Raw genomic sequence first — 26,029 nt, 5'->3', positions numbered from 1 at the left:
GTAGCGATCTCCTGAGGCGCTCAGGCCTTGACGAGCCCGGACACCCCTCCCCGAAAACGGACAAAGCGCCACAAGAGAATCGGTTTATCCGCACGTCGGACCCGCCCGGATCGGACCGACAGGCCGCTTCTCGTACGGTTCGGGCCCCCTAGGGACCAAAGCCCCGGCGGTTGAGCCCTGAACGTCCCGAATCGCCACCAAACGCCGACACTATTCCGGTTAGTACGCCCCGAAACGCCTGTGCGCCTTGTCACGGCGCACCCACCCCGAATGGGACCTGGGTCACGCAACCGAGCCCCGCCGATTCCCGTCCCCGACTACGCTGACGGACGGCTTGCAGGACACGTTTTGCTTCGGGGGACGTACGTGGAACCAGCGCTCATCGGTACCCGGCTCGCGTCGGCGGCGATCGGCCCGCTGTTACGGAAACTGCTGGTCAAGGACGGCCCAGGCGCCGGTCTCACCGGCGACCGCAAGCCCGTGCGACTCTCCCGGCTCGTCTCCTTCCGCGGCGAACAGCGCACCCTGACGGACAAGGACGTCCGCAAACTGGCCGCCACCCTCGTCGAACGCTCTCTGACCGACCCCGGCGAGCCGCCCTTCCCCGCCGACGAGACCGAGGCGCTCACCGACACCCTGGCGGCCACGCTCGTCGCCCTCGGCGACCTCGACATGGACGACGTCCAGGCCGTCCGCCTCGGCCACCGCGACCTGGCCCGCCACCTGCGCGCCGCCGCCCCGGCGCCCGACGGCCTGTCGACGGACTCCGCCCTCTTCCTCGACTCGCTCGTCGAATGGGCCTGCCTGCACATCCTGAACTTCTTCACCCAGCGCTCGACCTTCGTGGCCCGCACGCTGGTCGAGCAGACCCGCGGCCAGGCGGAGCTGATCGCCAAGGTCGACGAGCTGATCCGACGCACGCCCAGGGTGGACGGGGGTGACCCCCGGGACGCGGCCTTCGAGCGGCGGTACCTGGCGTATCTGGCGAAGAAGCACGGCAGCCTGACGATCTACGGGGTGGACCTGCGCGACGCGCCGGAGAAGTGGCCGCTGGACGTGGCGTACCTGTCGCTGGAGGCGACGGACTCATGGTTCGCGGAACAGGCCGCCGCGATCCAGGCCACCGAATGGCTCGACCTCGGCTCCGGCCGGAGGACGGCCTTCCACCGCGACGACCTGCTGGGCGGCCGCGCCGACCAGGTCCTCGCCCGGCACGACAAGGTGCTGCTCCGCGGGATCGCCGGCTCCGGCAAGACCACGCTCGTGCAGTGGCTGACGATCTCGGCGGCGGCCGAGCACGAGAACCAGGACGGCCAGGGCCAGGGCCAGGGCCAGGACGCGAGCATGGCGTACCTGCGCGACCGGATCCCCTTCGTCCTCCCCCTCCGCACCCTCACCCGCCACGGCGAGCGGCTCCCCGCCCCCGAGCGCTTCCTCTCCGCCGTCGGCTGTCCGCTCACCGCGCCCGAGGGCTGGGCGGACCGGGTCCTCGCCGCCGGGCGCGGCCTGATCCTCGTCGACGGTATCGACGAGATCCCCGAGGCCGAGCGCGACCGCGCCCGCCGCTGGCTCCGCGACCTCCTCGACACGTACGACACGTACGACGCGCAAGGCGGGAACCGCTGGCTGGTGACCTCCCGCCCCACCGCCGTACGCGACGACTGGCTCTCCTCCGACGGCTTCACCGAACTCACCCTCTCCCCCATGTCCGCCGCCGAGGTCACCACCTTCGTCCGGCGCTGGCACCAGGCCGCGGGCCCCGGGGCCGCCCCGTACGAGCAGCCCCTCCTCGACGCCCTGCGCACCACCGCGGACGTCGCCCAGCTCGCCACCAACCCCCTGATGTGCGGTCTGATCTGCGCCCTGCACCGCAGCAGGCGCGGCTTCCTGCCGCGCGGCCGGAAGCCGCTGTACGACGCCGCCCTGTCGATGCTCCTCTCCCGCCGGGACCGCGAGCGGGACATGGGCACCCCGTACGGGATCGAGCTCGGCGAGGCCCCGCAGATCCGGTTGATCCAGCGCCTCGCGTACTGGCTCACGCTCAACGGCCGCACGCAGATGGACCGTTCGCACGCCGAGTCGGTCGTACGGTCGGCCGTGCCGGCGATCACGGAGGCGGCGGCGTACGACCCCGGGGCGGTCTTCACCCACCTGCTCCACCGCAGCGGCCTGCTGCGCGAACCGACCGCGGACACGGTCGACTTCGTGCACCGCACCTTCCAGGACTACCTGGCGGCGAAGGCCCTCGTCGACGACTGGCACATCGGCGTCCTCGTCGCCCACGCGGCCGACGACCAGTGGGAGGACGTCATCCGCATGGCGGTCGGCCACGCGCGGCCACGCGAGTGCGCCGAGATCTTCGACGAGTTGCTGAAGCGGGCGGACGCCGCGCCGGACCGCCGTACGCAGCTGCGGATCCTGGTGGTGGCGGCGACGGCCCTGGAGGAGGCGACGGAGGTGTCGCCGGAGATCCGGGAGCGGATCCTTGCGCGGACGGCGGAGGTGATTCCGCCCCGCGACGCGGAGGAGGCGCGAGAGCTGGCCTCGGTGGGAAGGGCGGTACTGGACCTGTTGCCGGGCCCGGACGGCCTGACGGGTGGCCCCGGCCTTCGCCACGACGAAGAGGCGCTCATGGTCGTGACCACCGCCTCCCACATCACGGACGACGCCGCGCTGCCGTACCTGGCGCGATTCGCCCGCCATGACGACCTGGGCATCCGCTCCCAGCTGATGTGGGCATGGTCCCGGTTCGACACCCGGTCGTACGCGGAGGAGATCATCGCCCAGCTCGATCCGGACGGCCTCGACTTCACCCTCAGTTCCGACGCACAGGTCCACGAACTGGTCCGCTTGGGGCTCCGCCCCGAGTTCCTCGACCTCCGCGTGGGCCTCTCCGACCACGGGATGGCGGCGCTGGGCCCCGTCCTCGCGACGGCGGGTAGCCTGAGCGTGGCGGCGGACGTGTCCTGGTCCCTGGAATCCGTGCCCGTCGAGAATCGGCTGCGGGCTCTCCACATGGCCTCCCGCCCCCGGGAAGGGCTCGGCTCCCTGACCGCCCTGAAGGAACTGGCTGTGCTCAGCTTCTACGGGTTCGACGCGCTGAGCGAGCAGGAGTGGAGCGGGCTCCGCATGCTGGAGCGCATGCAGCGCCTGCTCATGGACGCGTCCACACTCCGCAGCTGCCCCGACACGATCCGACTGCCCCGGGTCCGGTCACTGCACCTGCGCGCCGAGCGCCTCGTCCCGCCCTTCGCGCTGATGGCCCGGACCTTCCCCGGTCTGCACAGGCTCGTCGTCACCGGCATCCACCACAGTCACACCCACGATCTCGCGGCCCTGGCAAGCCTGGAACACCTCGCACGCGTCAGCATCCCGGGCGCCGACGTCACCGGCACCGAACACCTCCCCCCCACCGTCCAAGTCCTCACATGAGCTGACCGCCCCCGCCCTCCCCCGGTACCTTCCCGATCATGACCGACATCGAGCTCGCCGACGCCGTCGAATCCGTACGCGACCAGCTGATCGAGGCCGCCTCACGCGCCACCGGCCGCCCCGTCGCCTTCGAAGTGGGCGACATCGAGATGGAGTTCACGATCGAACTCCGCAAGGAGGTGAAGGGCGGGGCCAAGGTCAAGGCCTGGGTCGTCGAGGCCGGTGCCGACGCCTCCCGTGCCCGGGGCGAGACCCATCGGGTCTCCTTCACCCTCAAGCCCCGCAACGCGGCGACCGGCCAGGCGTGGCTCGTCGGCAACGAGGACGAGGCGGACCTCTCCGACTTCGGCGCGACGGGGCCCCGATGAGCGGCTGGGCCTCCTCACCCGCCCGTACCGTGGTCGCCGTCCTGGCCCAGCAGCAGGGCACCGGCGTCCTCATCGGCCACCACACCGTCCTGACCAGCGCCCACATCCTGGGCACCGCCCGCACCGCCCGGATCGCCCTGCCCCACCGGGCCGAACCGCTGCTCCTCCGGGTGATCTGGGCGGACGAACGACTCGACGCCGCCGTCCTGCACGGCGAGGCCACCGGCCTCCTTCTCCCCTTCCAGACCCGGCTGAGCACGGTCGCCACCGACCGTCCTCTGCCCGGTTGCGAGGTCATCGGCTTCCCCCGGATCCAGCGCTACGACGAGGGCCGCAGGCTCGACCTCGACCAGTACACCGGCACGGTCCTGCCGATGGCCGGGCTGCTGCGCCGCACCATGGTCATGGAGCTGGACCGGCCGCCTGCCGCCGAGCGCGAGGACGGCCTCTCCCCGCTCGCCGGACTCTCCGGCGCGCCCGTCTTCGCCGGAGACGGGCTCATCGGCATCGTCCGCAGCGTTCCCGCGGGGCGTGGCCACCGCAGGCTCGAATGCGTCCCGCTGCGCGCGATCATGGCCGACGACGACTTCCGTCTCTGGCACGCCAAGGCCATCGCGCCCCTGCCCGCCGTCGCCGACCTGCACCGCGTCACCGGGAATCACCCCGTCGACGCGCGGTACGAGGAGGAGTACGCCGAAGCCCTCGGCGCCGCCTACCGCCGTACCAAGATCTTCGGCCTCGACGAGCTCGGCAAACGCGCCTCCGAGTGGGACCTGGACACCGCCTACCTCTCCCTGGAGGCCGCGTCGAAGGATCCCGGCGACTCGCAGCACGTCCCGCACCGCATCGACGAGCTCCTCGCCGCCCGACCCCGCGTCCTCCTCCGTGGCGACGCCGGCGCCGGCAAGACGACCCTCGTCTGGTGGCTGGCCGCGCACGCCGCCGCGGGCACGCTCGGGGCGCGGCTCGCCGAGCTGAACGGGCTCGTCCCCTTCGTGGTCCCCCTGCGCAGCCTGCGCGCCAGGGGCTCCGGCTTCCCGTCCCCCGCCGAGCTCCCCGCCGCCGCCGGTCTCGTGATCGACAGCGCGCCCGAGGGGTGGGCGGGACGCGTCCTGTCCGCGGGCCGGGCGCTGCTCCTCGTCGACGGCCTCGACGAGGTCCCGTACGAGGAGCGCGAGGCCGCCCACGCCTGGCTGTCCGCACTCCTGGCCCGCTATCCCCGTACCCGCTGCGTGGCGACCGTACGGCCGCTCGCCGTCGAGCCGGACTGGCTGGCCTCCGAGAACTTTGAGGAACTGACCCTCCTGCCCATGCGGGACCAGGACATCCAGGCCTTCGTCAGCGCCTGGCACGCGGCCGCCCGCCTCGACGGCGACGACGCGGGCCTGGACGCCCTCGAACGCGATCTGCTCCAGCAGTTCGACCACAACCCGCCCCTGTCCGACCTCGCCCGCACCCCGCTGCTGTGCGCGGTGATCTGCGCGCTTCACCGGTTACGGGACGGCTTCCTGCCCGAGACCCGCTGGGCACTGTACGAGTCGGCCCTCCAGCTGCTGCTCGGCGACCGCGACAAGCGGCGTCGCATCGACGCCCCCGACGGCATACGCATGTCGGTCGAGGAGCACCAGCAGCTCCTCCAGCGCCTGGCGGCCTGGCTGGTCCGCGGCGGTCAGACCGAGTTCACCCGCGAGCAGGCGCTGCACCAGCTGAACCGCGCGCTGCCGGGGATGCCGAGGGTCCAGGCCCAGGGAACGCCGGAGGAGATCCTCACCCACCTTCTGAACCGCAGCGGCCTCCTCCAGGAACGCACGGACGACGTCTTCCAGTTCGCGCACCGCACCTTCCAGGACTTCCTCGCCGCCAAGGAGTTCGTCGAGGACGACCTCCTCGCCGAACTCCTGCGCCACGCCCAAGAGCAGCAGTGGCACGACGTGCTGCTGCTGGCCGCGGGCCACTGTTCGCGGCGCGAACTGCCGGTCCTGGTCGAGGGGTTGCTCGCGGCGGGCTCCGCGACCCGGAAGCGGGACCTCAAGACGACCCTCTACGTCCTGGCGGCCCTCTGCGCCCAGCACGCGGCATGGCTGTCGGAAGTCCTGCACGGCCGGGTACGCAAGGCGGTCTCCTCGGTGATCCCGCCGATGAGCCGGCCGCAGGTGCACCAGCTGGCACGCCTGGGCGCCTACGTACTGCCGCTGCTGCCGGAACTGGGCGGGCTCTCCAGGGACTCCTCGAACCGGGTGACCGACCTGATCTGCTCGATCGGCGGGCAGGAGGCCCTTCCCTATGCGGAAGCCGCGGCACGAGCGGGTTGGGCCGGGAACATCTCCCCGTATTGGGAGCGGTTCCCCACAGAGGCGTTCGCGCACCGGGTTCTCCCCCATCTGGCGCCGGAGGCGACGCTTGTCGTGGAGGGCAGGGAGGAGCTGCGCCATGTGGGCCACCTTCCCCAGACCCGGGTCTTCGTCATCGGCGACCTCTCGCCCGCCGAACTCGTCGAGGGACTGGGGCGACGCCCACTCGACCGCCTGGCCCTCGCCACGAACAAGCTCCTGACCGACCTCGACGTCTTGTCGGCCCTGAACGTGGGGAGCCTTCGCCGCCTGACCGTGCAGTCCTGCGTGCACCTGACGAACCTCGGTGCTCTCGCCGGCCTGGACGCGCTGGAGCACATGAGTCTGGTCCTCATGCCGACGGGCCTGCCGATCCTGGAGGCGGTGACCCGGATTCCACGGCTGAGGGAACTGACGCTGGACATGCCTCGGCTCGAGGACGACCGCCTCGACCTGTCCCCGCTCCATGGAGTCCCTGGCCTGACTGTGCGCGTCGTCAATGTCGCCCAGCGGAAGATCCTCGGCCGCGCCGCCTTCGGTGACCGGCTCGTCCTGGACACGTCGTCGTCGTGAGGTCGTCATGAGAAAAGGGGCCGCCCCGGACTCTTCCGAGTCCAGGGCGGCCCCTTCAACCGTTCAGGAACGCGTTACGCGTCCTTCGAGAGGTTCGGCCCGGCTCCGCCGGTCGCCTGCTCGATCGGCGGGACGTCCGGCAGCGCCGACTTCTCCTCGCCGCGGAAGGTGAACTTCTTCTCCTCACCCTCGCCCTCGGTGTCCACGACCACGATGTGACCGGGGCGCAGCTCGCCGAAGAGGATCTTCTCGGAGAGTGCGTCCTCCACCTCGCGCTGGATCGTCCGGCGCAGCGGCCGGGCGCCCATGACCGGGTCGTAACCCTTCTTGGCGAGCAGCTCCTTCGCGGACTGGGAGAGCTCGATGCCCATGTCCCGGTCCTTCAGGCGCTCGTCCACCCGGCCGATCATCAGGTCGACGATCTGCAGGATGTCGTCCTGGGTGAGCTGCGGGAAGACGATGATGTCGTCCACACGGTTCAGGAACTCCGGGCGGAAGTGCTGCTTCAGCTCGTCGCTGACCTTCGCCTTCATCCGCTCGTAGTTGGACTTCGTGTCGCCCTGGGCCGCGAAGCCCAGGTTGAAGCCCTTCGAGATGTCCCGGGTCCCGAGGTTGGTCGTCATGATGATGACCGTGTTCTTGAAGTCCACGACCCGGCCCTGGGAGTCGGTCAGGCGACCGTCCTCCAGGATCTGGAGAAGGGAATTGAAGATATCGGGGTGGGCCTTCTCGACCTCGTCGAAGAGGACGACGGAGAACGGCTTGCGGCGCACCTTCTCGGTGAGCTGGCCGCCCTCTTCGTAGCCCACGTATCCGGGGGGAGAACCGAAGAGACGGGAAACCGTGTGCTTCTCGCTGAACTCCGACATGTCGAGGGAGATCATCGCGTCCTCGTCGCCGAAGAGGAATTCGGCGAGCGCCTTGGACAGCTCGGTCTTACCGACACCGGACGGGCCGGCGAAGATGAACGAGCCACCGGGACGCTTCGGGTCCTTCAGACCGGCTCGCGTACGACGGATCGCCCGCGAGAGGCCGATGACGGCGTCCTTCTGGCCGATGACGCGCTTGTGGAGCTCGTCCTCCATGCGGAGCAGGCGGCTCGACTCCTCCTCGGTCAGCTTGAAGACCGGGATGCCGGTGGCGGTCGCGAGGACCTCGGCGATCAGCTCGCCGTCGACCTCGGCGACGACGTCCATGTCGCCGGCCTTCCACTCCTTCTCCCGCTTGGCCTTCGCCGCGAGCAGCTGCTTCTCCTTGTCGCGGAGAGACGCCGCCTTCTCGAAGTCCTGGGAGTCGATCGCGGACTCCTTGTCCCGGCGGACGCCGGCGATCTTCTCGTCGAACTCGCGGAGGTCCGGCGGCGCGGTCATCCGGCGGATGCGCATCCGGGAGCCGGCCTCGTCGATCAGGTCGATCGCCTTGTCCGGGAGGAAGCGGTCCGAGATGTACCGGTCGGCCAGGGTCGCGGCCTGGACGAGGGCCTCGTCCGTGATGGAGACGCGGTGGTGGGCCTCGTAGCGGTCGCGCAGACCCTTGAGGATCTCGATCGTGTGCGGCAGCGACGGCTCCGCGACCTGGATGGGCTGGAAGCGGCGCTCGAGCGCGGCGTCCTTCTCCAGGTACTTGCGGTACTCGTCGAGCGTCGTGGCACCGATGGTCTGGAGCTCACCGCGGGCCAGCATCGGCTTGAGGATGCTGGCGGCGTCGATCGCGCCCTCGGCGGCACCCGCACCCACGAGGGTGTGGAGCTCGTCGATGAACAGGATGATGTCGCCGCGGGTGCGGATCTCCTTGAGGACCTTCTTCAGGCGCTCCTCGAAGTCACCGCGGTAGCGGGAGCCGGCGACCAGCGCGCCGAGGTCGAGGGTGTAGAGGTGCTTGTCCTTGAGGGTCTCGGGCACCTCGCCCTTGACGATGGCCTGCGCCAGGCCTTCGACGACGGCGGTCTTGCCGACGCCGGGCTCGCCGATGAGGACCGGGTTGTTCTTGGTGCGGCGGGACAGCACCTGCATGACCCGCTCGATCTCCTTCTCGCGCCCGATGACCGGGTCGAGCTTGGATTCGCGGGCCGCCTGGGTGAGGTTCCGGCCGAACTGGTCGAGGACCAGGGACGTCGAGGGGGTGCCCTCGGCAGGACCGCCGGCCGTGGCGGCTTCCTTGCCCTGGTAGCCGGAGAGCAGCTGGATGACCTGCTGCCGCACCCGGTTGAGATCGGCGCCCAGCTTCACGAGGACCTGGGCGGCGACGCCCTCGCCCTCGCGGATCAGGCCGAGCAGGATGTGCTCCGTGCCGATGTAGTTGTGGCCGAGCTGGAGGGCCTCGCGGAGCGACAGCTCCAGGACCTTCTTGGCACGCGGGGTGAAGGGGATGTGGCCGGACGGGGCCTGCTGCCCCTGCCCGATGATCTCCTCAACCTGCTGGCGGACCGCCTCGAGCGAAATCCCGAGGCTCTCCAGGGCCTTAGCGGCGACACCCTCACCCTCGTGGATAAGGCCCAGGAGGATGTGCTCGGTGCCGATGTAGTTGTGGTTGAGCATCCGGGCTTCTTCCTGAGCCAGGACGACAACCCGCCGCGCGCGGTCGGTGAACCTCTCGAACATCGTTAATCGCTCCTCAGAGCGGTCAGTCAGTTAGGGGTCGATCCCCTCCCTGTCCTTCCGCAGCTTAGTCCCGCAAGCGGGGACCGCTCATTCCAACTGCCGACATCCGTCCGGATCACCCCCTCATCTGCGGGGAGACCTGCTGCCGAACAGCCGACAAATGCTCCAACTCGATGGTGCGAGACGATGTTCCCGCAGGCCAAGCAGTTACCCGCGCCTTCTGTACGCCGATGGCGAACGTGAGACGGCAAAGCCCGCGAGTCGCCCCTCCTCACTAGGAATGTCTTACCCGTAAGCACCGACACTCCATGCGGCACACCCCGGTTCCCTCCGCTACGGGCGAACATCCTTGCGCTCCCGAATGCGCCCGTACGCCCCCATCATGGACACTCTGCGCATCGGATCGAGGACGGTGCGTCATCGCGGGCGTAACCAACGGGCGCTCGTGGGAGTTGCCCGGGCATGTCCTTCACCGTGCCGCTGCCCCGCTCGCCGCTCGACGGCGGCCTGGCGCGGTGGTACGAGGAAGGGCTCGGCTGGGCGACCGTGGCCGGACCGCCGGTGCAGCTCGTGACGGGGCTGCGCTTCGACGTCCTGGAGCTGCCTGCCGCGGCCGGCCGCGCGGTGCTGGGAAGGACGGGCACGGCCATCGGTCCTGTGGCCCTCATGGGGCGGAGGATGCGGTTCCTGATGGCCGCGGGAAGCGCGGAGGAGCTGCCGGGGCTGCTCGACTGGCTGGAGTGGGGCGGGATCTCGCTGGATCTCGCCGCGCTCGGCGCGGGCGGCCGGATGACCGCCCCCATTCCCCCAGGATGGAGCGGTTCCGGCGCGCCGGGCGCCACGGTGTGGCTGCGTGCCCCCGAGCCGGGCCGCGAGGTGGAGTCCTCGCTGCCGGCCGTGCGGGCCGCCGCGCGGGGCGATGCGGGCGCCCCCTGTCTCGTACGGCTCGTGGCCGCCGCCGCCGCGGAGTGCCACCGGGTGCGGCTACGAGGTGCGCGCCCCCGGGGGCCGGCCGTTCAGACGCTGGCGCCTCAGCGGTTCGCGTCCTCGTAGGCCGCCTTGATGTCCGCGGGGACGCGGCCGCGGTCGTTCACGTTGTAGCCGTTCTCCTTGGCCCACGCGCGGATCTTCGCGGTGTCCTGGCTGCCGCCGGCGGCGACCCGGCCCTTGCCACGCATACCGGCGCTGCGGCCACCGGTGCGCCGGCCACTCTTCGTGTACGGCTCGAGCAGGCCACGGAGCTTGTCCGCGTTGGCGGTGGTGAGGTCGATCTCGTAGGTCTTGCCGTCCAGCGCGAACGTCACGGTCTCGTCCGCCTCGACACCGTCGAGGTCATCGACAAGAAGGACCTGAACCTTCTGTGCCACCGGATTTCCTTTCATCGAAAATGCAGTACGCGGAAAGGAAACCGCTTTTCCCGGAAAAACACAAACCCCTGGGAGAGGTTCAGAAGCCCGGCAACGCGGGAAACGTGCGCGATTCGGACATAGGGTTCCCGGCGATCGTTACGATCACAGGTGCAGAAGCATCCGACTGTTGCCCAAGGTGTTCGGCTTCACTCGTTCGAGACCGAGGAACTCGGCGACACCCTCGTCATAGGAACGCAGGAGCTCACTGTAGACATCTCCGTCGACCGGAGTCTCGCCGATCTCGACGAAGCCGTGCTTGGCGAAGAAGTCGACTTCGAAGGTCAGGCAGAATACCCGGCGCACGCCGAGCCATCGGGCGGTGTGCAGCAACTTGTCGAGCACGTGATGTCCGACGCCCGCGCCCTTGAACTCCGGATCGACGGCGAGAGTACGTACTTCGGCGAGGTCTTCCCACATCACATGGAGTGCGCCGCAGCCGACGACCACCGCGTCCTCGTCGCGTTCGGCGACCCAGAACTCCTGGATGTCCTCGTAAAGGGTCACCGTCGCTTTGTCGAGCAGGATGCCCCGGCGGACGTACGGGTCGACAAGCCGGCGCACGGCGGCGACATCACTGGTGCGGGCCCGGCGGACGGTGACGGCTTTTGAGACGGAGGAGGACGACGGCATGGGGGGACGTTATCGCCCCGGCCCCTCGGTTCCCTCGCCGCCCTCGGAAGGTTCGGCCTGTTCGGCGGCCTCGGGCGGCGGCGCCGGCGCGTCGGAGGTGTTGTACCCGACGACGCGGATGGCGTCGTTGAGGGCCTCTCGCTGCTCGCTCGACATCATGCCGAAGAACGCGACGAGCGCGGCGGCCGGGTTGTCGCTCTGGGACCAGGCCTCGTTCATCAGTGCGGCCGAGTAGGCGGCGCGGGTGGAGACGGCGGTATATCGATAGGCCCTGCCGTCGACTTCCCTGCGCACCCAGCCCTTCTGATGGAGATTGTCCATTACGGTCATGACGGTGGTGTAGGCGATGGACCGTTCCTGCTGGAGATCCTCCAGGACTTCCCGGACGGTCACCGGCCGGTTCCATTGCCAGACGCGCGTCATGACGGCGTCTTCCAGTTCTCCCAATGGGCGGGGCACAAGGCCACCATAGTCCGCGAAGTGGGAGTGGCCGGTTATTGACGTAGGAAACGCAACAAAAAGGACGTACGGCATGAAATCTGCCGTACGTCCTCGATGCGGGACGGGGTCGAGCGGCTACGAAGCGCTGCCGTCCGCCTGACGGGTGGCCTCGGCGCGGGCGAGGGCGGCGTCCACGGCCGCGTCCTCCTTGGCCTTGTTGGGGCCGCCCTGGCTCTTGACGATCGTGACGACGAGCCCGATGAAGAACGCGGCCATCACGACGGGGGGCAGGAGCGCGGATACGTAGTCCATGCCGTCCAGAGTAGCTATCCGGCGGCGCGTTCCTCGGGCGGGGGCGGGGGTACGGGGCGTCGGCGCGGCGGGAACACCTCGGAGGGCTTGGGCGCCGGGCGCTTGACGGGGGTGGGTGGCTTGGGCGTGGCCGGCTTGGGCTGGTCCCCGGCGGCGCGGCCGCCGGGGAGGGCGAGCAGCCGGGCGCGGGGAACGGGGGCGACGGCCTGGGAGACGCGGGCGAGGCGGGCGCGCACGGAGCGCTCCGCGAGCACCTGGCAGCGCTCCAGGAGGACGGCGGCCCGGGGGTTCGCGCGCAGGGCGCGCAGGGCTGCGAGGTCGTCGGCGGCGGGGTCGTAGCCGGCGGACAGGGCGTCCTGGAGGAGGTCCAGATACCCGGGGAGCGAGCCGGGCAGGGCCTCGCGGTAGCGGGTCAGGTCGGCGAGGAGGAAGGCGCGCAGCCGGCCGGCCTCGCGGACGGTGTCGTCCACGGATTCGGCGAGGCGCAGGCAGTCCTGGACGTCCTCGTCCTGAAGGGGGGCAGGGTTGAGGGCGGTGGCAAGGGCGCGTCGGAGCACACGCAGCTCGTCCGCGCTGAACGCCATGCCGCCGCGGGATCCGTATGGCGTGGGCATGGGGTGACGATACGCGCTAATCGGACAAATTTCGTTTACCGATCATCCCCCGGCGCGTTGCCCTCGGGCGGGCGGCAGAACCGGGACGCGGGCCTTGGGCGGGCGGCGCCCCGGTGCAGACAGCGCAACCGGTGTCGGCAGGGCCGGCGGAGCGGACGTGGCCGCAAGGGCGACGACCGTTTGTGCCTGTCCCCGGGGGACTCCCCCCCCGGGGACCCCCCTACATCCGGGAGACGTTGCGCTCGTACACCAGGCGCAGGCCGATCAGGGTCAGCCAGGGCTCGTGCTCGTCGATCTGCTTCGCCTCGCCGAGGACCATCGGGGCGAGGCCGCCCGTCGCGATCACCGTCACGTCGTCGGGGTCGCCGTTCGGGCCCACCAGGTCGCGCTTCATGCGGGCCACCACGCCGTCGACCTGACCCGCGAAGCCGAAGACGATGCCCGACTGCATCGCCTCGACCGTGTTCTTGCCGATCACGCTGCGCGGGCGGGCCAGCTCGATCTTGCGGAGCTGGGCGCCGCGGACGCCCAGCGCCTCCACCGAGATCTCGATGCCCGGCGCGATCGCCCCGCCCGCGTACTCACCGCGCGCGGTGATCGCGTCGTACGTCGTCGCCGTGCCGAAGTCGACGACGATCGCCGGGCCGCCGTAGAGCTCGACCGCCGCGACCGCGTTGATGATGCGGTCCGCGCCGACCTCCTTGGGGTTGTCGGTCAGGACCGGCACGCCGGTCTTGACGCCCGGCTCCACGAGGACCGCCGGTACGTCGCCGTAGTACCGCCGCGTCACCTCGCGCAGCTCGTGCAGCACCGAAGGGACCGTCGCGCAGATCGAGATCCCCTCGATGCCGTCGCTCAGCTCGACGCCGAGCAGCGGATGCATGCCCATCAGGCCCTGGAGCAGGACCGCCATCTCGTCGGCGGTCCGGCGCGGGTCGGTGGAGATGCGCCAGTGCTCGACGATCTCCTCGCCGTCGAAGAGGCCGAGGACGGTGTGCGTGTTGCCGACGTCGATGGTGAGGAGCATCAGACAGCCGCCTCGGAGGCGTCGCGCAGGTCGAGGCCGATGTCGAGGATCGGGGACGAGTGGGTGAGCCCGCCCACGGCGAGGTAGTCCACGCCGGTCGCCGCGTACGCCGCCGCGTTCTCCAGCGTGAGGCGGCCGGAGGACTCCAGGGCGGCGCGGCCCGCGACCAGGGCGACGGCCTCCTCGGTCTCCATGGGAGTGAAGTTGTCGAGCAGGATCAGGTCCGCGCCCGCGTCCAGGACCTCGCGGACCTGGTGCAGGGTGTCGACCTCGACCTCGATCGGCACCTCCGGGAACAGCTCCCGTACGGCCTTGAAGGCCTGCGCCACGCCGCCGGCCGCGACCACGTGGTTGTCCTTCACCAGGGCGGCGTCCGACAGCGACATGCGGTGGTTGACGCCGCCGCCGCAGCGCACCGCGTACTTCTCCAGGGCGCGCAGGCCCGGCGTGGTCTTGCGGGTGTCGCGGACCTTGGCCCGGGTGCCCTCCAGGGCGTCCGCCCACGCGCGCGTGGCGGTGGCGATGCCGGAGAGCCGGCACAGGATGTTGAGGGCGCTGCGCTCGCCGGTGAGCAGGTCACGGGTGCGTGCGGTGGCGCTCAGGAGCTTCTGCCCGGCCTCGACGCGCTCGCCGTCCTCGACGTGCCGCTCGACCTCGAACTCGTCGACGCACACGATGGACAGCACGGCCTCGGCGACCCGGAGCCCGGCGACGACACCGGCCTCGCGGGCCACGAAGTCGGCGGTGGCCACGGCGTCCTCGGGGACGGTCGCGACGGTCGTCACGTCCACACCGCCGTCGAGGTCCTCGGCGATGGCCAGGTGGGCGATGTCCTCGACCTGGACCGGGTCGAGTCCGGCCTCGGCGAGCAGCTCCGCGAGGGCGGGGTCGAGCCCGCACTCGTACTCCTCGGCGTCGCCGCAGCCGCAGCCGTCACCACAGCCACCCGCGGGCTCGGCGGGGCCGTTGATGTGGATCAGGGGGACGTCCACGGGCTCCGGGCGTCCTTCTTCGGGCGTTTCGGGCGTGGTCACTTACGGCTCCATGGGTGCGTCGGCGGTTACGGGCGGAAAGTCTGCGGTGGCGGTGCGGCGGACGACCAGCCGCCGGTCCGGGGTGAGGCGGACGACCAGATGGCGTCGCCACGTGGTGTCGTCGCGCTCGGGGTGGTCCTCGCGCCAATGGCAGCCGCGGGTCTCCGCGCGCTCCATGGCCGCGGCCACGAGGACGCGGGAGACGCACAGCAGGTTGGTCGTCTCCCAGGACTCGACGCCCGGCTCGGCGGCCTTGCCGGCCTGCTCGCCCGCGGCGGCGAGACTCAGCGCCTCCAGGGCCTCGGCGGCCTCGGCGAGGCTCCGCGCCGAGCGCAGCACTCCGGCGTCGCCGCTCATGATCCGCTGGATCGTGGGGCGCACCTCGGGCTCGACGAGCGGCAGGACCGACGTGGTCCGGGAGTCGACCGGGGGACCCTCGCGGTGCGGGCCGTGGCCGGCGATGTCCGCGGCGATGCGTTCGGAGAAGACCAGGCCCTCCAGGAGCGAGTTGGAGGCGAGCCGGTTGGCGCCGTGGACGCCCGTGCAGGCCACCTCACCGCACGCGTAGAGGCCCGGGACGGTGGTCCGGCCGTGCAGGTCGGTGCGGACTCCGCCGGAGGCGTAGTGGGCCGCGGGGGCGACCGGGATCGGCTCGGTGACCGGGTCGATGCCGTGGGAGCGGCAGGCCGCGAGGATCGTGGGGAACCGGTTCTCCCACATCTCGGCGCCGAAGTGGCGGGCGTCCAGGTACATGTGCTCGGCGCTCTGCTCCTGCATCCGGCGCATGATCGCCTTGGCGACGATGTCACGGGGCGCGAGCTCGGCCAGCTCGTGCTGCCCGACCATGAAGCGGACGCCGTCCGCGTCGACGAGATGGGCGCCCTCTCCCCGTACCGCCTCGGAGACCAGGGGCTGCTGGCCCTCGGAGTCGGCGCCGAGGAAGAGCACCGTCGGGTGGAACTGGACGAACTCCAGGTCGGAGACCTCGGCCCCGGCGCGCAGGGCGAGCGCGACGCCGTCTCCGGTGGAGACGGCCGGGTTGGTGGTCGCGGAGAAGACCTGGCCCATGCCGCCGGTGGCCAGGACCACGGCGGGGGCGTGGACGGCGCCGACACCGTCGTGCTGCCCCTCGCCCATGACGTGCAGGGTCACGCCCGCGGTCCGGCCCTCGGCGTCGGTGAGGAGGTCGAGGACGAGGGCGTGCTCGATGGTGCGCAGCCCCCGGTCCCGTATCGCCTCGACGAGCGCGCGGGAGATCTCCGCGCCGGTGGCGTCGCCGCCCGCGTGCGCGATACGGCGGCGGTGGTGGCCGCCCTCGCGGGTCAGGGCGATCTCGCCCGCGGCGTTCTTGTCGAAGTCCGCGCCGGTCTCGATCAGCCGGCGGACCGCGTCGGGTCCCTCGGTGACGAGGAGGCGTACGGCCTCGGTGTCGCAGAGCCCGGCACCGGCGACGAGCGTGTCGTCCAGGTGCTGCTCGGGGGTGTCGCCCTCGCCGAGCGCGGCGGCGATGCCGCCCTGCGCCCAGCGGGTGGAGCCGTCGTCCAGGCGGGCCTTGGTGACGACGACCGTACGCAGTCCGGCGGCGGTGCAGCGCAGGGCCGCGGTGAGGCCCGCGACGCCGGAGCCGACCACGACGACATCGGCGTCGATGGCCCAGCCCGGCGCGGGCGCGTGCAGCCGTATTCCGGTCACTTGGCGGCTCCGAAGGTCAGCGGGATGTTGTCGATCAGCCGCGTGGTGCCCACACGCGCGGCGACGGCGAGGATCGCCTCGCCGTCGTGGCCGTCGGCGACCTCGGTGAAGTCGGACGGGTCGACCAGGGCGACGTAGTCGAGGGTGAGCGGCGGCTCGGCCTTCGCCGCCTCGTCGAGGACGGCGCGGGCCGCGGCCCGTACGGCGTCGGCGCCGCCGCCCTCGGAGGCCTGGGCGACGGCGTGGGCGTCGGCGGCGGCACGGGCCTCGCCGAGCCGGGACAGCGCCTCGGCGCGGGTCTCGGCCCTGTTCTGCGCGCCGGGCAGCGAGGCGGCACGCGCGCGCAGCGCGTGCTGGGCGGCGAGCCGGTCGCTCGCGGCGAACAGGGCGCGGGACAGGGCGAGGGCGGTGCGGCGCTCGCCGGGGGAGAGGTAGCGGTTGCGGCTGGACAGGGCGAGGCCGTCGGTCTCGCGGACGGTCGGCACGCCGACGATCTCGACCGGGAAGTTCAGGTCGCGGGCCATCCGGCGGATCAGGGCCAGCTGCTGGGCGTCCTTCTGGCCGAAGAAGGCCAGGTCGGGGCGGGTGAGGTGGAGCAGCTTGGCGACGACGGTGAGCATCCCGTCGAAGTGGCCGGGCCGCGAGGCGCCTTCGAGGCGCTCGCCCATGGGGCCCGCGGTGATCCGGACCTGGGGCTCCCCGCCGGGGTAGACCTCGTCGACGGCGGGGGCGAAGACCGTGTCGGCGCCGGCCGCCGCGGCGACCTCGAGGTCGGCGTCCAGCGTGCGCGGGTAGCGGTCGAGGTCCTCGCCGGCGCCGAACTGGAGCGGGTTGACGAAGACGGTGACGACGACGAACCCGTCGGGTCCGACGTACTCCCGGGCGGTACGGACGAGGGTGGCGTGCCCCTCGTGGAGGGCGCCCATGGTCATGACGACGGCGGTGCGGCTGTTTCCGGCCACGCCGGCGCGTGCGACGGCGGACGCGTGGCGCGCCGCGCGGGCGTGCAGCTCGTCGGCCGTACGGACCAGCGCGAAGGCCGTCGACGACGACGCGGGCGACATGGACGACGGGGACGACGTGGAGGTCATCGGGGGTCCCCCTCTGCGAGCACGCCCAGCAGGTCCTCGGCGAGCTCGGGCTTGAGCAGGCCGTGCGCGAGCGCCCGGTCGGCGGTCGTGCGGGCCATCGCCAGGTAGCCGGCGACGGTGCCGGGCGCGTGCTTGCGCAGCTCGGCGACGTGCGCGGCGACCGTGCCCGCGTCACCGCGCGCGACGGGTCCGGTGAGGGCCGCGTCGCCGGAGCGCAGGGCGTTGTCCAGGGCGGCGCCCAGGAGCGGGCCGAGCATCCGGTCGGGGGCGGCGACCCCGGCCGTACGGAGCAGGTCCATCGACTGGGCGACCAGCGTGACCAGATGGTTCGCGCCCAGGGCGAGGGCCGCGTGGTAGAGCGGGCGGGACTCCTCCGCGATCCACTCGGGCTCGCCGCCCATCTCGATGACCAGGGCCTCGGCGGCCAGCCGCAGCTCCTCGGGCGCGGTCACCCCGAAGGAGCAGCCGGCCAGCCGCTGGACGTCGACGGAGGTCCCGGTGAAGGTCATCGCGGGGTGCAGCGCGAGCGGCAGCGCGCCGGCGCGGCGCGCGGGCTCCAGGACGTTCACGCCGTACCGCCCGGAGGTGTGCACGAGCAGCTGCCCCGGCCGTACGGCACCGGTCTCGGCGAGGCCCTCGACCAGGCCGGGCAGCGCGTCGTCGGGAACGGTCAGCAGCACCAGCTCGGCGCGGGCGAGCACCTGGGCGGGCGGCACGATCGGCACGTCGGGGAGCAGGGTCGCGGCGCGGCGCACGGAGGCGTCGGAGACCGCGGAGACGGCGACGGGGCGGTGTCCCGCGAGCTGGAGTGCGGCGGCGAGCGCGGGGCCCACCCGGCCGGCTCCGACGACTCCGACGGAGAGTCGCGCGGGTCGGTCTTCCGCTCGGGGTTCTGCTGGTTGGTTCACGCGGCAACGGCCTTCCGTTCCAGTCCGCGGGGGGTACCGGACGATTTCTGGTCATGCTACGCCAGCGTTTCGCGCTCCCCCGTGGCTGTCCACAGGGTGTGGGCGCCGGTGTGATGATCGGCGGATGGACGAGTACGGCGCGATGAGCGAGCAGGACGCACGACGCCACAGGGCCGCGGTGTGGTCCGACGCCGGCCGGAAGCTGTGGCACACGCCCGTGGAGGCCACGATCGGCGAGCGGCTGACCGAACTGCGGGAGCTGGCGGAGGGCGCTCACGCCCTCATGGACCCCTACGAGCCGGTCGACATGTACGGCGACGGCGGGCCGGTAGCCGAGGTGGAGCGGCGGGTGGCGGAGCTGCTGGGCTTCCCCGCGGCGGTGTTCTTCCCGACCGGGACGATGGCCCAGCAGGTGGCCCTGCGCTGCTGGGCGGGCCGGACCGGCAGCCCGGTCGTCGCACTCCACCCGCTCTCCCACCCGGAGGTCCACGAGGACGGCGCGCTGGGCGCGGTGAGCGGGCTGCGCACGGTCCACCCGACGGACGAGCCCCGGCTGCCGACGGCCGAGGAGGTACGGGACCACCCGGAGCCGTTCGGGACGCTGATGCTGGAGCTGCCGCTGCGGGACGCGGGGTTCGTGCTGCCGACCTGGACCGAACTGGTGGAGGTGGTGGACGCGGCGCGCGAGCGTGACGCAGTGGTGCACATCGACGGCGCGCGCCTGTGGGAGTGCGCCCCGCACTTCGGGCGGGAGCCGCGGGAGATCGCGGGGCTCGCGGACAGCGTGTACGTGTCGTTCTACAAGTCCCTGGGCGGGATCTCGGGGGCCGCGCTGGCCGGTCCCGAGGAGGTGATGGACGAGGCGCGGCTGTGGCTCCACCGCTACGGCGGGCTGGTCTTCCAGCAGTTCCCCGCGGCACTGTCCGCGCTGCGCGGCCTCGGCGTGGAACTGCCGAAGCTGCCCTCGTACGTGGCCCACGCGCGCGTGGTGGCGGACGGTCTGCGGGCCGGCTTCGAGGAGGCGGGGGTGCCGTGGTTCCGGATCCACCCGGAGACCCCGCACACCCACCAGTTCCAGGTGTGGCTCCCGTACGACCCGGAGGTCCTGACGGCGGCGTCGCTGGCGCTGACGGAGGCCACGGACACGGTCCTCTTCCGGCGCTGGTCCCCGTCCCCGGCGGGCGGGCCACCGGGCGTGGCGGTGACGGAGGTGACGGTGGCGGAGCCGGGGCTCGCGTGGACGGAGGCGGACGTACGGGAGGCGGTCGTGGCGTTCGTGTCGCGGGTGGCCTGAGGGTTCAGCACGCCCGGGAGCGCAGCCGGCGGTCGAGCGCCGTGCGCAACCGCCCCCGGGCCGGGCGGCCGGCGACGACGGCGCGGAAGCGGCGGTGGTCGCGGACCGCGCGGAGGGTCGCGACGTCTTGGGTTCCGGGCAGCGGCGGCAGCCGATCGCCGCGCTGCTCGGCCCGGTAGCTGTCCAGGAGGTACTGGTGCAGTGCGCTCATGCACGTCACGGTGCGCCGGGCCGCCCCCCGCGGTCCCGTGGATTGACGGGGGGCGTCAAACGGGCGACGGCGGCCCCGGCTCGACCCGCACCATAGGGGCGTGAGCGTGACCATCGACATCACCGGACTGCCGCACGAGCGGATCGCCTTCTGCCCCTCGCCGCTGGCCGAGCTCGGCGCCGCGCTGCACGCGCTCTCCGAGCCCGCCCATCACGCCCGGCTGCACGGCTGGACCACGACGACCTCCGCCGCCCTCAAGCCGGAGCTCGCCGACCGGCTGCACGAGGCCGACTTCATGTGGCGGTCCACCCGCTCCGACATCCTGCTGCCCGCCCAGCCCCGCGAGACCCTCGCCGAGGAGCTGGACGACCTCGACCGGATGGACGACGAGACGTACGTCGGCGCGGCGCTGGAGATCTCCTGCAGCAGCCAGTACGCGAACGGCGTGCCCTCCCCGCTCGTCGACCCGCGCTCCCGCCGCCGCGCCCTCGACCTGGCCGCGGCGCGCGGGCCCCGGCAGGCCGCGTTCGTGGAACGGATGCTCGCCGATCCGACCGGCACGCGCGCGTGGGTCCGGCGGCTCCTGGAGGACTGCGACGACGCGTTCTTCGCCGACACCTGGCAGCGGGTGCGCGTCCAGCTCGCCGCCGACGCCCGGCACAAGACCGAACTCCTGCGCCGCAAGGGCCTCGCCGACGCCGTCGCCGCCGTCTCCCCGGCCATGAGCCTGGAGGAGGACGAGCGCGGCACCCGGATCGTCGTCGACAAGCTGATGCACGGCTGGACCAGCGCCGACGGCTCGGCCCTGACGTTCCTGCCGACCGCGTTCGGCTGGCCGCATCTCGTCGCCCTGCACGCGCCCGGCTGGAAGCCGGTGATCCAGTACCCCGTCTCCACCCGTGAGCTCGCCGGCAGCGCGTCCGTGGAGACCGTCAAGCTCCGCCTGGAGGCCGTCGCGCACCCGATGCGGATGCGGATCTGCCGCAGCCTCGCCCGCGGCCCGTCCACGACGAGCGAGCTGGCCGACACGTACGGCATCACCCCGCCCGAGGTCTCCCGCCACCTCGCCGTCCTGAAGAAGGCCGGGCTGCTCACCACCCAGCGCCGCGGCCGGTACGTCCTGCACCAGCTGGACGTGGCCGTCGTCGCCCGTCTGGGCAGCGACTTCCTCGAGTCGGTGCTGCGCTAGCCGACCCCGTCAGTCGAAGCGGACGTGTGACAGGCCGACCTTGATCCGGCGCAGGCGGTGCCGCAGCGGCCCGTCCGTGTTCGGCGCGAGGCGCAGCCCCGCCGCCCGCGCCACCTCGTCCGCGACCTCGGGGACGGTGATCCGGTCCGTACGGATGTGGTGCGCGAACCGCGGGCCGTTCAGCCGCTCCAGGCACAGGTCGAGCTTCCGTACGGCGAAGCTCTCCCGCTTGAGCCCGCGCCCCCACCCCCGCTCGGTCAGCCGCTTCAGGACCGTCTCCCGCTCCGCGAGCAGCGCGAAGTGGTGGACCCGGTCCGCACCGTGCTCCTCGCGCAGCCGGCCGACGATCTCCTCGAAGTACGCCGGTTCCACGAGCGTCATCGGCACGATCACCGGCCCGTCCGCGTACCGCCGCAGCGCCAGGTCGAGGACCTCGTACACGCCCTGCCGCCACGCCGTCAGATCCTGGAAGTCTCCACGGAGCGGCGGCGGCAGCGTGCGGTGCAGGCCGAAGCCGACATGCTCCGGGTCGCACACGACACTGCCGGGCAGCCTCCGCCTGATCTCGTACGCCGTCTGCGTCTTTCCGCCCCCGAACGGACCGTTGATCCACAGCAGCACGGCGGATCAGACCGCCCCGCCGCCCGCCCTCACCAGGCCCGTCTCGTACGCGAGCACCACCACCTGCACCCGGTCGCGCAGGTCCAGCTTGGTCAGGATCCGGCCGACATGCGTCTTCACCGTCGCCTCCGAGAGGACCAGCCGGGCGGCGATCTCGCCGTTCGACAGGCCCTGCGCGACCAGGAGCATGACCTCACGCTCCCGCTCGGTGAGCTTGCCCAGCTCCTTGTGCTGAGGCTCCTTGCCCGAGGACGGCAGCATCGGCGAGAAGCGGTCGAGCAGCCGGCGCGTGGTCGAGGGGGCCACGACCGCGTCGCCGCTGTGCACGGAGCGGATCGCGCCGAGCAGCTCGCCCGGCGGCACGTCCTTCAGCATGAAGCCGCTCGCGCCGGCCTTCAGCCCGGAGAAGGCGTACTCGTCGAGGTCGAAGGTGGTCAGGATCAGCACCTTGGGCGCGTCGGGCTCCGCGCAGATCCGCCGCGTCGCCTCCACGCCGTCGAGCTTGGGCATCCGTACGTCCATCAGCACCACGTCCACGGCCGTGGAGCGCAGCACCTCCAGCGCCTCCACACCGTCGCCCGCCTCGGCCACGACCTCCATGTCCGGCTGGGCGGCTAGCACCATGCGGAAGCCGGTGCGCAGCAGCACCTGGTCGTCGACGAGCATCACGCGGATGGACATGAAGATCCTTAAAGGTCGTCAGTGGGCGGGCTTCAGGGGGAGCAGGGCGCTGATACGGAAACCGCCCCCCGGACGCGGCCCCGCGTCCAGGGTGCCGCCGACCATGCCGACCCGCTCCCGCATGCCGATCAGGCCGTGGCCACGGCCGTCGGCGCCCCCGTCCTCGTACATCTCCTGGGTCGCGCCCCGCCCGTCGTCCTCGACCAGGAGCCCGAGGCCGTCGTCGAAGTACACCAGGCGGACGCTGGCCCCGGCGTCGGGGCCGCCGTGCTTGCGGGTGTTGGTGAGGGCTTCCTGCACGATGCGGTACGCGGTGAGCTCGACGCCGCTCGGCAGCGGCCGGGGCGTCCCCTCGATCCGGAAGTCGACCGTCAGACCGGCGCCCCGGACCTGCTCGACCAGGTCCTCGATCTGCTCGACGTCGGGCTGGGGCACGTACTCCCCCGCCTCCTGGTGCTCGCCGGTGCGCAGGATGCCGAGCAGCCGGCGCATCTCGGCCAGCGCCTGGCGACCGGTGGAGGAGATCGTCTCCAGCGCCTGCTTGGCCTGGTCGGGCGAGGCGTCCAGGACGTAGGCGGCGCCGTCGGCCTGGACGACCATCACCGAGACGTTGTGGGCGACGACGTCGTGCAGCTCGCGGGCGATCCGGGCGCGCTCCGCGGCGACGGCGACCTTGGCCTGCGCCTCGCGCTCCTGCTCCAGGCGGGAGGCGCGCTCCTCCAGCTGCGCGAAGTAGGCGCGGCGGGTGCGCAGCGAGTCGCCGAGGACCCAGGCGAGGGCGAACGGCACGGTCATGATCACCGTGAAGAAGACCTTCGCGAGGGTCGAGCCGGGGCCCTCCATCGGCCAGCGCAGCTGGGAGAGGGTGGCCGCGCTCAGTCCGCCGATCAGCGCCAGCCGGGAGGCCCAGCGGGGCCCGTCGCTCGCGGCCACGGTGTAGATGATCACCAGGATCGCGAAGTCCGCGAAGAACGGCATCACCCCGAAGGCGAGCTGGCCGACGCCCAGCGCGACGCCGAGCAGCAGCATCTTCTCGGGCACGCGGCGGCGCAGCGCGACGACGAGCGAGAAGAGGACGGCGACGACGCCGTACGCGGCGGGCGTGTCGACCTCCGGGTAGGACGTGACCACCCACAGCAGGGAGAACCCGAGGAGGACGACCGCCCAGAAGGTGTCGACGCCCGTCGGGTGTCTGCGGATGAAGTCGTAGAGGCGCTGCACGTAACCCAGAGTAGGGAAAGGAGATAGGTGCAGGGGTCAACCGTGGGGTCGATCCTTGGCGGGAAGCCTGTACTCCGCAAGGTGGAGACTGGGGCACGTGACGGATGAGGCGTGTCAGTGGCAGGGGTGGCGCGAGGCCACGGAGCAGGCGTTGTACGGCCCCGGGGGCTTCTTTCTGCGCCCCGAGGGACCCGCCGGTCACTTCCGCACCTCGGTGCACGCCTCCCCGCTCTTCGCGGGAGCCGTCGCCCGGCTGCTGACCGGGGTGGCGGAGGAACTGGGGACGGACGAGGTCGCGTTCGTGGACGTGGGCGCGGGGCACGGCGAGCTGGTGACGGGCGTGCTGGCCGCCGTACCGGAGGGGCTCTCGGTACGGGCGTACGGCGTCGAGCGCGCGGACCGGCCCGCGGGGCTCGACCCCCGGGTGGTGTGGACGGACCGGGTGCCGGAGGGCGTGCGAGGGCTCCTCTTCGCGAACGAGTGGCTCGACAACGTGCCGGTGGACGTCGCGTCCGTCGACGAGGCGGGCGTGGTGCGGTACGTCGAGGTGCGGGCGGCGGACGGGGCGGAGCGGCTGGGGCGGGTCGTCGAGGGCCCGGACGCGGAGTGGCTGGAGCGGTGGTGGCCGCTGCGGGAGCCGGGCGAGCGGGCGGAGATCGGGCGCGCGCGGGACGAGGCGTGGGCGGCGGCGGCCGGCTCGCTGGCGGCGGGGACGGCGGTGGCGGTGGACTACGGGCATGTACGGGGGTCCAGGCCGCCGTTCGGAACGCTGACGGGGTTCCGGGCGGGGCGGGAGGTGGAGCCTGTGCCGGACGGGTCGTGCGATGTGACGGCGCACGTGGCGATGGACGCGTGCGCCTCGGCCGGCGGGGGTGGCGAGCTGCTGACGCAGCGGGAGGCGTTGCGGGGGCTGGGGGTGAGCGGGGAGCGGCCGCCGCTCTCGCTGGCGAGCGGTGATCCGGGGGCGTATGTGCGGGCGCTCGCCGCGGCGGGCGAGGCGGCGGAGCTGACCGCGCGCGGTGGGCTCGGGGACTTTCTGTGGCTCACGCACACGGTGCCGGGGCCCCGGGGTGAACGGGCCTGACTGGGCGCCGCCTCCGTGGGGTGTGCCCACCCCTTCCGCCCCAGCGGAACAGCTGCCCACAGGGGTCTCGGGATGACGGGGGATACTGAGTCCCATGACGGAGACGACGGTCGGAATCGGCGGGGCGGCGGAGAGCACCGACATGGTGCTGAACATCGGGCCGCAGCATCCCTCGACCCATGGCGTGCTCCGGCTCCGGCTCGTCCTGGACGGTGAGGTCATCCAGAGTGCCGAGCCGGTCATCGGGTACATGCACCGCGGCGCCGAGAAGCTCTTCGAGGCGCGCGACTACCGGCAGATCATCATGCTCGCCAACCGCCACGACTGGCTGTCGGCCTTCTCCAACGAACTCGGTGTCGTCATGGCCGTCGAGCGCATGCTCGGCATGGAGGTCCCCGAGCGCGCCGTCTGGACCCGCACCCTGCTCGCCGAGCTGAACCGGGTGCTCAACCACCTCATGTTCCTCGGGTCGTACCCGCTCGAACTGGGAGGTATCACCCCGGTCTTCTACGCGTTCCGGGAGCGCGAGGAGCTCCAGGCCGTGATGGAGGAGGTCTCCGGCGGCCGGATGCACTACATGTTCAACCGGGTCGGCGGGCTCAAGGAGGACCTCCCCGCCGGGTGGCTCGAGCGGGCCCGCGCGGCCGTCGCCGACGTGCGCTCGCGCATGGACGTGTACGACAAGCTGGTCCTCGGCAACGAGATCTTCCGGGGGCGCACCCGGAACGTCGGCGTCCTGACCCCGCAGACGGCGCACGCGTACGGCGTCTCCGGGCCCATCGCCCGCGCCTCAGGCGTCGACTTCGATCTGCGTCGCGACGAGCCGTACCTGGCCTACGGAGAGCTGCGGGACACCCTCAAGGTCGTGACCCGTGAGGAGGGCGACTGTCTCGCCCGCTTCGAGTGCCTGCTCGACCAGACCCACAACTCCCTGGACCTCGCCGACGCCTGCCTCGACCGGCTCGCCGACCTGCCGCCGGGGCCGATCAACCAGCGGCTGCCGAAGGTGCTCAAGGCGCCCGAGGGCCACACGTACGCCTGGACCGAGAACCCGCTCGGCATCAACGGCTACTACCTGGTCTCCAAGGGCGAGAAGACGCCGTACCGGCTCAAGCTCCGCTCGGCGTCGTTCAACAACATCCAGGCGCTGACGGAGTTGCTGCCCGGCACGCTCGTCGCCGACATGGTGGCGATCCTGGGCTCGCTCTTCTTCGTCGTCGGCGACATCGACAAGTAAGCGCCCCTGGCCAATCGCCCCTGGCCGCCG

Annotated in this window: 23 protein-coding genes; 8 read left to right on the top strand and 15 right to left on the bottom strand. The window is 72.0% G+C overall.

The features are described 5' to 3' along the window. The first annotated feature begins 366 nt into the window (after positions 1–366). Genes FDM97_RS02635 through FDM97_RS02625 form a run of 3 tightly spaced genes read left to right on the top strand, consistent with a single transcriptional unit; the run spans position 367 to position 6,703 of the window. Complete coding sequence (locus tag FDM97_RS02635; protein WP_137988652.1) at positions 367–3,432, top strand: NACHT domain-containing protein; 3,066 nt, start codon at positions 367–369, stop codon at positions 3,430–3,432. A gap of 38 nt (positions 3,433–3,470) precedes the next feature. Then, entirely contained in the window at positions 3,471–3,800 is a 330-nt protein-coding gene (locus tag FDM97_RS02630; protein WP_137988651.1) for a trypco2 family protein, read from the top strand. Next, positions 3,797–6,703 (top strand): NACHT domain-containing protein, encoded by a 2,907-nt coding sequence (locus FDM97_RS02625; RefSeq protein ID WP_137988650.1) that lies wholly within the window; start codon positions 3,797–3,799, stop codon positions 6,701–6,703. The genes FDM97_RS02630 and FDM97_RS02625 overlap by 4 nt, the downstream gene beginning before the upstream one ends. Positions 6,704–6,777: 74 nt before the next feature. Here FDM97_RS02625 and FDM97_RS02620 read toward each other — a convergent pair whose 3' ends face one another. Beyond that, complete coding sequence (locus FDM97_RS02620; protein ID WP_137988649.1) at positions 6,778–9,303, bottom strand: ATP-dependent Clp protease ATP-binding subunit; 2,526 nt, start codon at positions 9,301–9,303, stop codon at positions 6,778–6,780. 462 nt (positions 9,304–9,765) lie between these two features. On the opposite strand from FDM97_RS02620, the gene FDM97_RS02610 reads away from it, so the two are divergent. Continuing rightward, positions 9,766–10,356: an SCO3374 family protein gene (locus tag FDM97_RS02610; RefSeq protein WP_137988648.1), complete on the top strand. Its 591-nt coding sequence runs from the start codon at positions 9,766–9,768 to the stop codon at positions 10,354–10,356. Here FDM97_RS02610 and FDM97_RS02605 read toward each other — a convergent pair. The 10 genes from FDM97_RS02605 to FDM97_RS02565 form a co-directional block, all read right to left on the bottom strand. Continuing rightward, entirely contained in the window at positions 10,335–10,670 is a 336-nt protein-coding gene (locus FDM97_RS02605) for a histone-like nucleoid-structuring protein Lsr2 (protein ID WP_137988647.1), read from the bottom strand. The two genes, FDM97_RS02610 and FDM97_RS02605, sit on opposite strands and share 22 nt — an antisense overlap. A 144-nt stretch (positions 10,671–10,814) precedes the next feature. Further along, positions 10,815–11,342 (bottom strand): amino-acid N-acetyltransferase, encoded by a 528-nt coding sequence (locus tag FDM97_RS02600; protein ID WP_137988646.1) that lies wholly within the window; start codon positions 11,340–11,342, stop codon positions 10,815–10,817. Between the two features lie 9 nt (positions 11,343–11,351). Then, on the bottom strand, positions 11,352–11,801 hold the full coding sequence (locus FDM97_RS02595; RefSeq protein ID WP_137994619.1) for a BlaI/MecI/CopY family transcriptional regulator: 450 nt from the start codon (positions 11,799–11,801) through the stop codon (positions 11,352–11,354). A 117-nt stretch (positions 11,802–11,918) separates the two neighbouring features. Beyond that, a complete protein-coding gene (locus FDM97_RS35665) occupies positions 11,919–12,095 on the bottom strand; it encodes a hypothetical protein (protein ID WP_175439017.1) in 177 nt (58 codons plus the stop codon). A gap of 14 nt (positions 12,096–12,109) precedes the next feature. Then, positions 12,110–12,679 (bottom strand): hypothetical protein, encoded by a 570-nt coding sequence (locus FDM97_RS02590; RefSeq protein ID WP_137994618.1) that lies wholly within the window; start codon positions 12,677–12,679, stop codon positions 12,110–12,112. A gap of 250 nt (positions 12,680–12,929) precedes the next feature. Continuing rightward, positions 12,930–13,736: a type III pantothenate kinase gene (locus tag FDM97_RS02585; protein ID WP_137988645.1), complete on the bottom strand. Its 807-nt coding sequence runs from the start codon at positions 13,734–13,736 to the stop codon at positions 12,930–12,932. Then, positions 13,736–14,770: a carboxylating nicotinate-nucleotide diphosphorylase gene (nadC, locus tag FDM97_RS02580; protein WP_137988644.1), complete on the bottom strand. Its 1,035-nt coding sequence runs from the start codon at positions 14,768–14,770 to the stop codon at positions 13,736–13,738. The genes FDM97_RS02585 and nadC overlap by 1 nt, the downstream gene beginning before the upstream one ends. After that, complete coding sequence (locus tag FDM97_RS02575; protein ID WP_137988643.1) at positions 14,771–16,462, bottom strand: L-aspartate oxidase; 1,692 nt, start codon at positions 16,460–16,462, stop codon at positions 14,771–14,773. Beyond that, on the bottom strand, positions 16,459–17,526 hold the full coding sequence (panC, locus tag FDM97_RS02570; RefSeq protein ID WP_137994617.1) for a pantoate--beta-alanine ligase: 1,068 nt from the start codon (positions 17,524–17,526) through the stop codon (positions 16,459–16,461). Before panC ends, FDM97_RS02575 begins: the two co-directional genes overlap by 4 nt. Positions 17,527–17,549: 23 nt before the next feature. Further along, a complete protein-coding gene (locus tag FDM97_RS02565; RefSeq protein ID WP_137988642.1) occupies positions 17,550–18,461 on the bottom strand; it encodes a Rossmann-like and DUF2520 domain-containing protein in 912 nt (303 codons plus the stop codon). Positions 18,462–18,585: 124 nt separating this feature from the next. On the opposite strand from FDM97_RS02565, the gene FDM97_RS02560 reads away from it, so the two are divergent. Then, complete coding sequence (locus tag FDM97_RS02560; protein ID WP_137988641.1) at positions 18,586–19,755, top strand: threonine aldolase family protein; 1,170 nt, start codon at positions 18,586–18,588, stop codon at positions 19,753–19,755. A gap of 4 nt (positions 19,756–19,759) precedes the next feature. Here the strand turns inward: FDM97_RS02560 and FDM97_RS02555 are convergent, their stop codons facing one another. Further along, the gene (locus FDM97_RS02555) at positions 19,760–19,966 is read right to left on the bottom strand and encodes a hypothetical protein (protein WP_137988640.1); all 207 of its coding nucleotides are present in this window, start codon (positions 19,964–19,966) and stop codon (positions 19,760–19,762) included. Between the two features lie 100 nt (positions 19,967–20,066). On the opposite strand from FDM97_RS02555, the gene FDM97_RS02550 reads away from it, so the two are divergent. Beyond that, on the top strand, positions 20,067–21,155 hold the full coding sequence (locus tag FDM97_RS02550; RefSeq protein ID WP_137988639.1) for a DUF5937 family protein: 1,089 nt from the start codon (positions 20,067–20,069) through the stop codon (positions 21,153–21,155). Between the two features lie 9 nt (positions 21,156–21,164). Here FDM97_RS02550 and FDM97_RS02545 read toward each other — a convergent pair whose 3' ends face one another. The 3 genes from FDM97_RS02545 to FDM97_RS02535 are packed head-to-tail and all read right to left on the bottom strand — an operon-like array spanning position 21,165 to position 23,678. Beyond that, a complete protein-coding gene (locus FDM97_RS02545) occupies positions 21,165–21,776 on the bottom strand; it encodes a DEAD/DEAH box helicase family protein (RefSeq protein ID WP_137988638.1) in 612 nt (203 codons plus the stop codon). A 6-nt stretch (positions 21,777–21,782) separates the two neighbouring features. Continuing rightward, complete coding sequence (locus FDM97_RS02540) at positions 21,783–22,457, bottom strand: response regulator transcription factor (protein WP_137988637.1); 675 nt, start codon at positions 22,455–22,457, stop codon at positions 21,783–21,785. A gap of 18 nt (positions 22,458–22,475) precedes the next feature. Continuing rightward, positions 22,476–23,678 (bottom strand): sensor histidine kinase, encoded by a 1,203-nt coding sequence (locus FDM97_RS02535; RefSeq protein WP_137988636.1) that lies wholly within the window; start codon positions 23,676–23,678, stop codon positions 22,476–22,478. 97 nt (positions 23,679–23,775) lie between these two features. Here FDM97_RS02535 and FDM97_RS02530 point away from each other — a divergent pair, with 97 nt between their 5' ends. Next, positions 23,776–24,762, top strand: a complete 987-nt coding sequence (locus tag FDM97_RS02530) for an SAM-dependent methyltransferase (RefSeq protein ID WP_137988635.1) — start codon at positions 23,776–23,778, stop codon at positions 24,760–24,762. A gap of 94 nt (positions 24,763–24,856) precedes the next feature. Further along, a complete protein-coding gene (locus tag FDM97_RS02525) occupies positions 24,857–25,999 on the top strand; it encodes an NADH-quinone oxidoreductase subunit D (RefSeq protein WP_137988634.1) in 1,143 nt (380 codons plus the stop codon). The last annotated feature ends 30 nt before the right edge of the window (positions 26,000–26,029 follow it).

Origin of the sequence: Streptomyces vilmorinianum (assembly GCF_005517195.1) — a bacterium.
Taxonomy (GTDB): domain Bacteria; phylum Actinomycetota; class Actinomycetes; order Streptomycetales; family Streptomycetaceae; genus Streptomyces; species Streptomyces vilmorinianum.
Note: the sequence above shows the minus strand (reverse complement) of the source record. Positions and strands in the feature narration are given on the sequence as shown.

Coding starts and splice junctions, on each gene's coding strand:
- FDM97_RS02630 (WP_137988651.1), top strand. CDS start 3,471: ATGACCGACATCGAGCTCGCCGACGCCGTCGAATCCGTACGCGACCAG.
- FDM97_RS02625 (WP_137988650.1), top strand. CDS start 3,797: ATGAGCGGCTGGGCCTCCTCACCCGCCCGTACCGTGGTCGCCGTCCTG.
- FDM97_RS02620 (WP_137988649.1), bottom strand. CDS start 9,303: ATGTTCGAGAGGTTCACCGACCGCGCGCGGCGGGTTGTCGTCCTGGCT.
- FDM97_RS02610 (WP_137988648.1), top strand. CDS start 9,766: ATGTCCTTCACCGTGCCGCTGCCCCGCTCGCCGCTCGACGGCGGCCTG.
- FDM97_RS02600 (WP_137988646.1), bottom strand. CDS start 11,342: ATGCCGTCGTCCTCCTCCGTCTCAAAAGCCGTCACCGTCCGCCGGGCC.
- FDM97_RS35665 (WP_175439017.1), bottom strand. CDS start 12,095: ATGGACTACGTATCCGCGCTCCTGCCCCCCGTCGTGATGGCCGCGTTC.
- FDM97_RS02590 (WP_137994618.1), bottom strand. CDS start 12,679: ATGGCGTTCAGCGCGGACGAGCTGCGTGTGCTCCGACGCGCCCTTGCC.
- FDM97_RS02585 (WP_137988645.1), bottom strand. CDS start 13,736: ATGCTCCTCACCATCGACGTCGGCAACACGCACACCGTCCTCGGCCTC.
- panC (WP_137994617.1), bottom strand. CDS start 17,526: ATGTCGCCCGCGTCGTCGTCGACGGCCTTCGCGCTGGTCCGTACGGCC.
- FDM97_RS02560 (WP_137988641.1), top strand. CDS start 18,586: ATGGACGAGTACGGCGCGATGAGCGAGCAGGACGCACGACGCCACAGG.
- FDM97_RS02555 (WP_137988640.1), bottom strand. CDS start 19,966: ATGAGCGCACTGCACCAGTACCTCCTGGACAGCTACCGGGCCGAGCAG.
- FDM97_RS02540 (WP_137988637.1), bottom strand. CDS start 22,457: ATGTCCATCCGCGTGATGCTCGTCGACGACCAGGTGCTGCTGCGCACC.
- FDM97_RS02525 (WP_137988634.1), top strand. CDS start 24,857: ATGACGGAGACGACGGTCGGAATCGGCGGGGCGGCGGAGAGCACCGAC.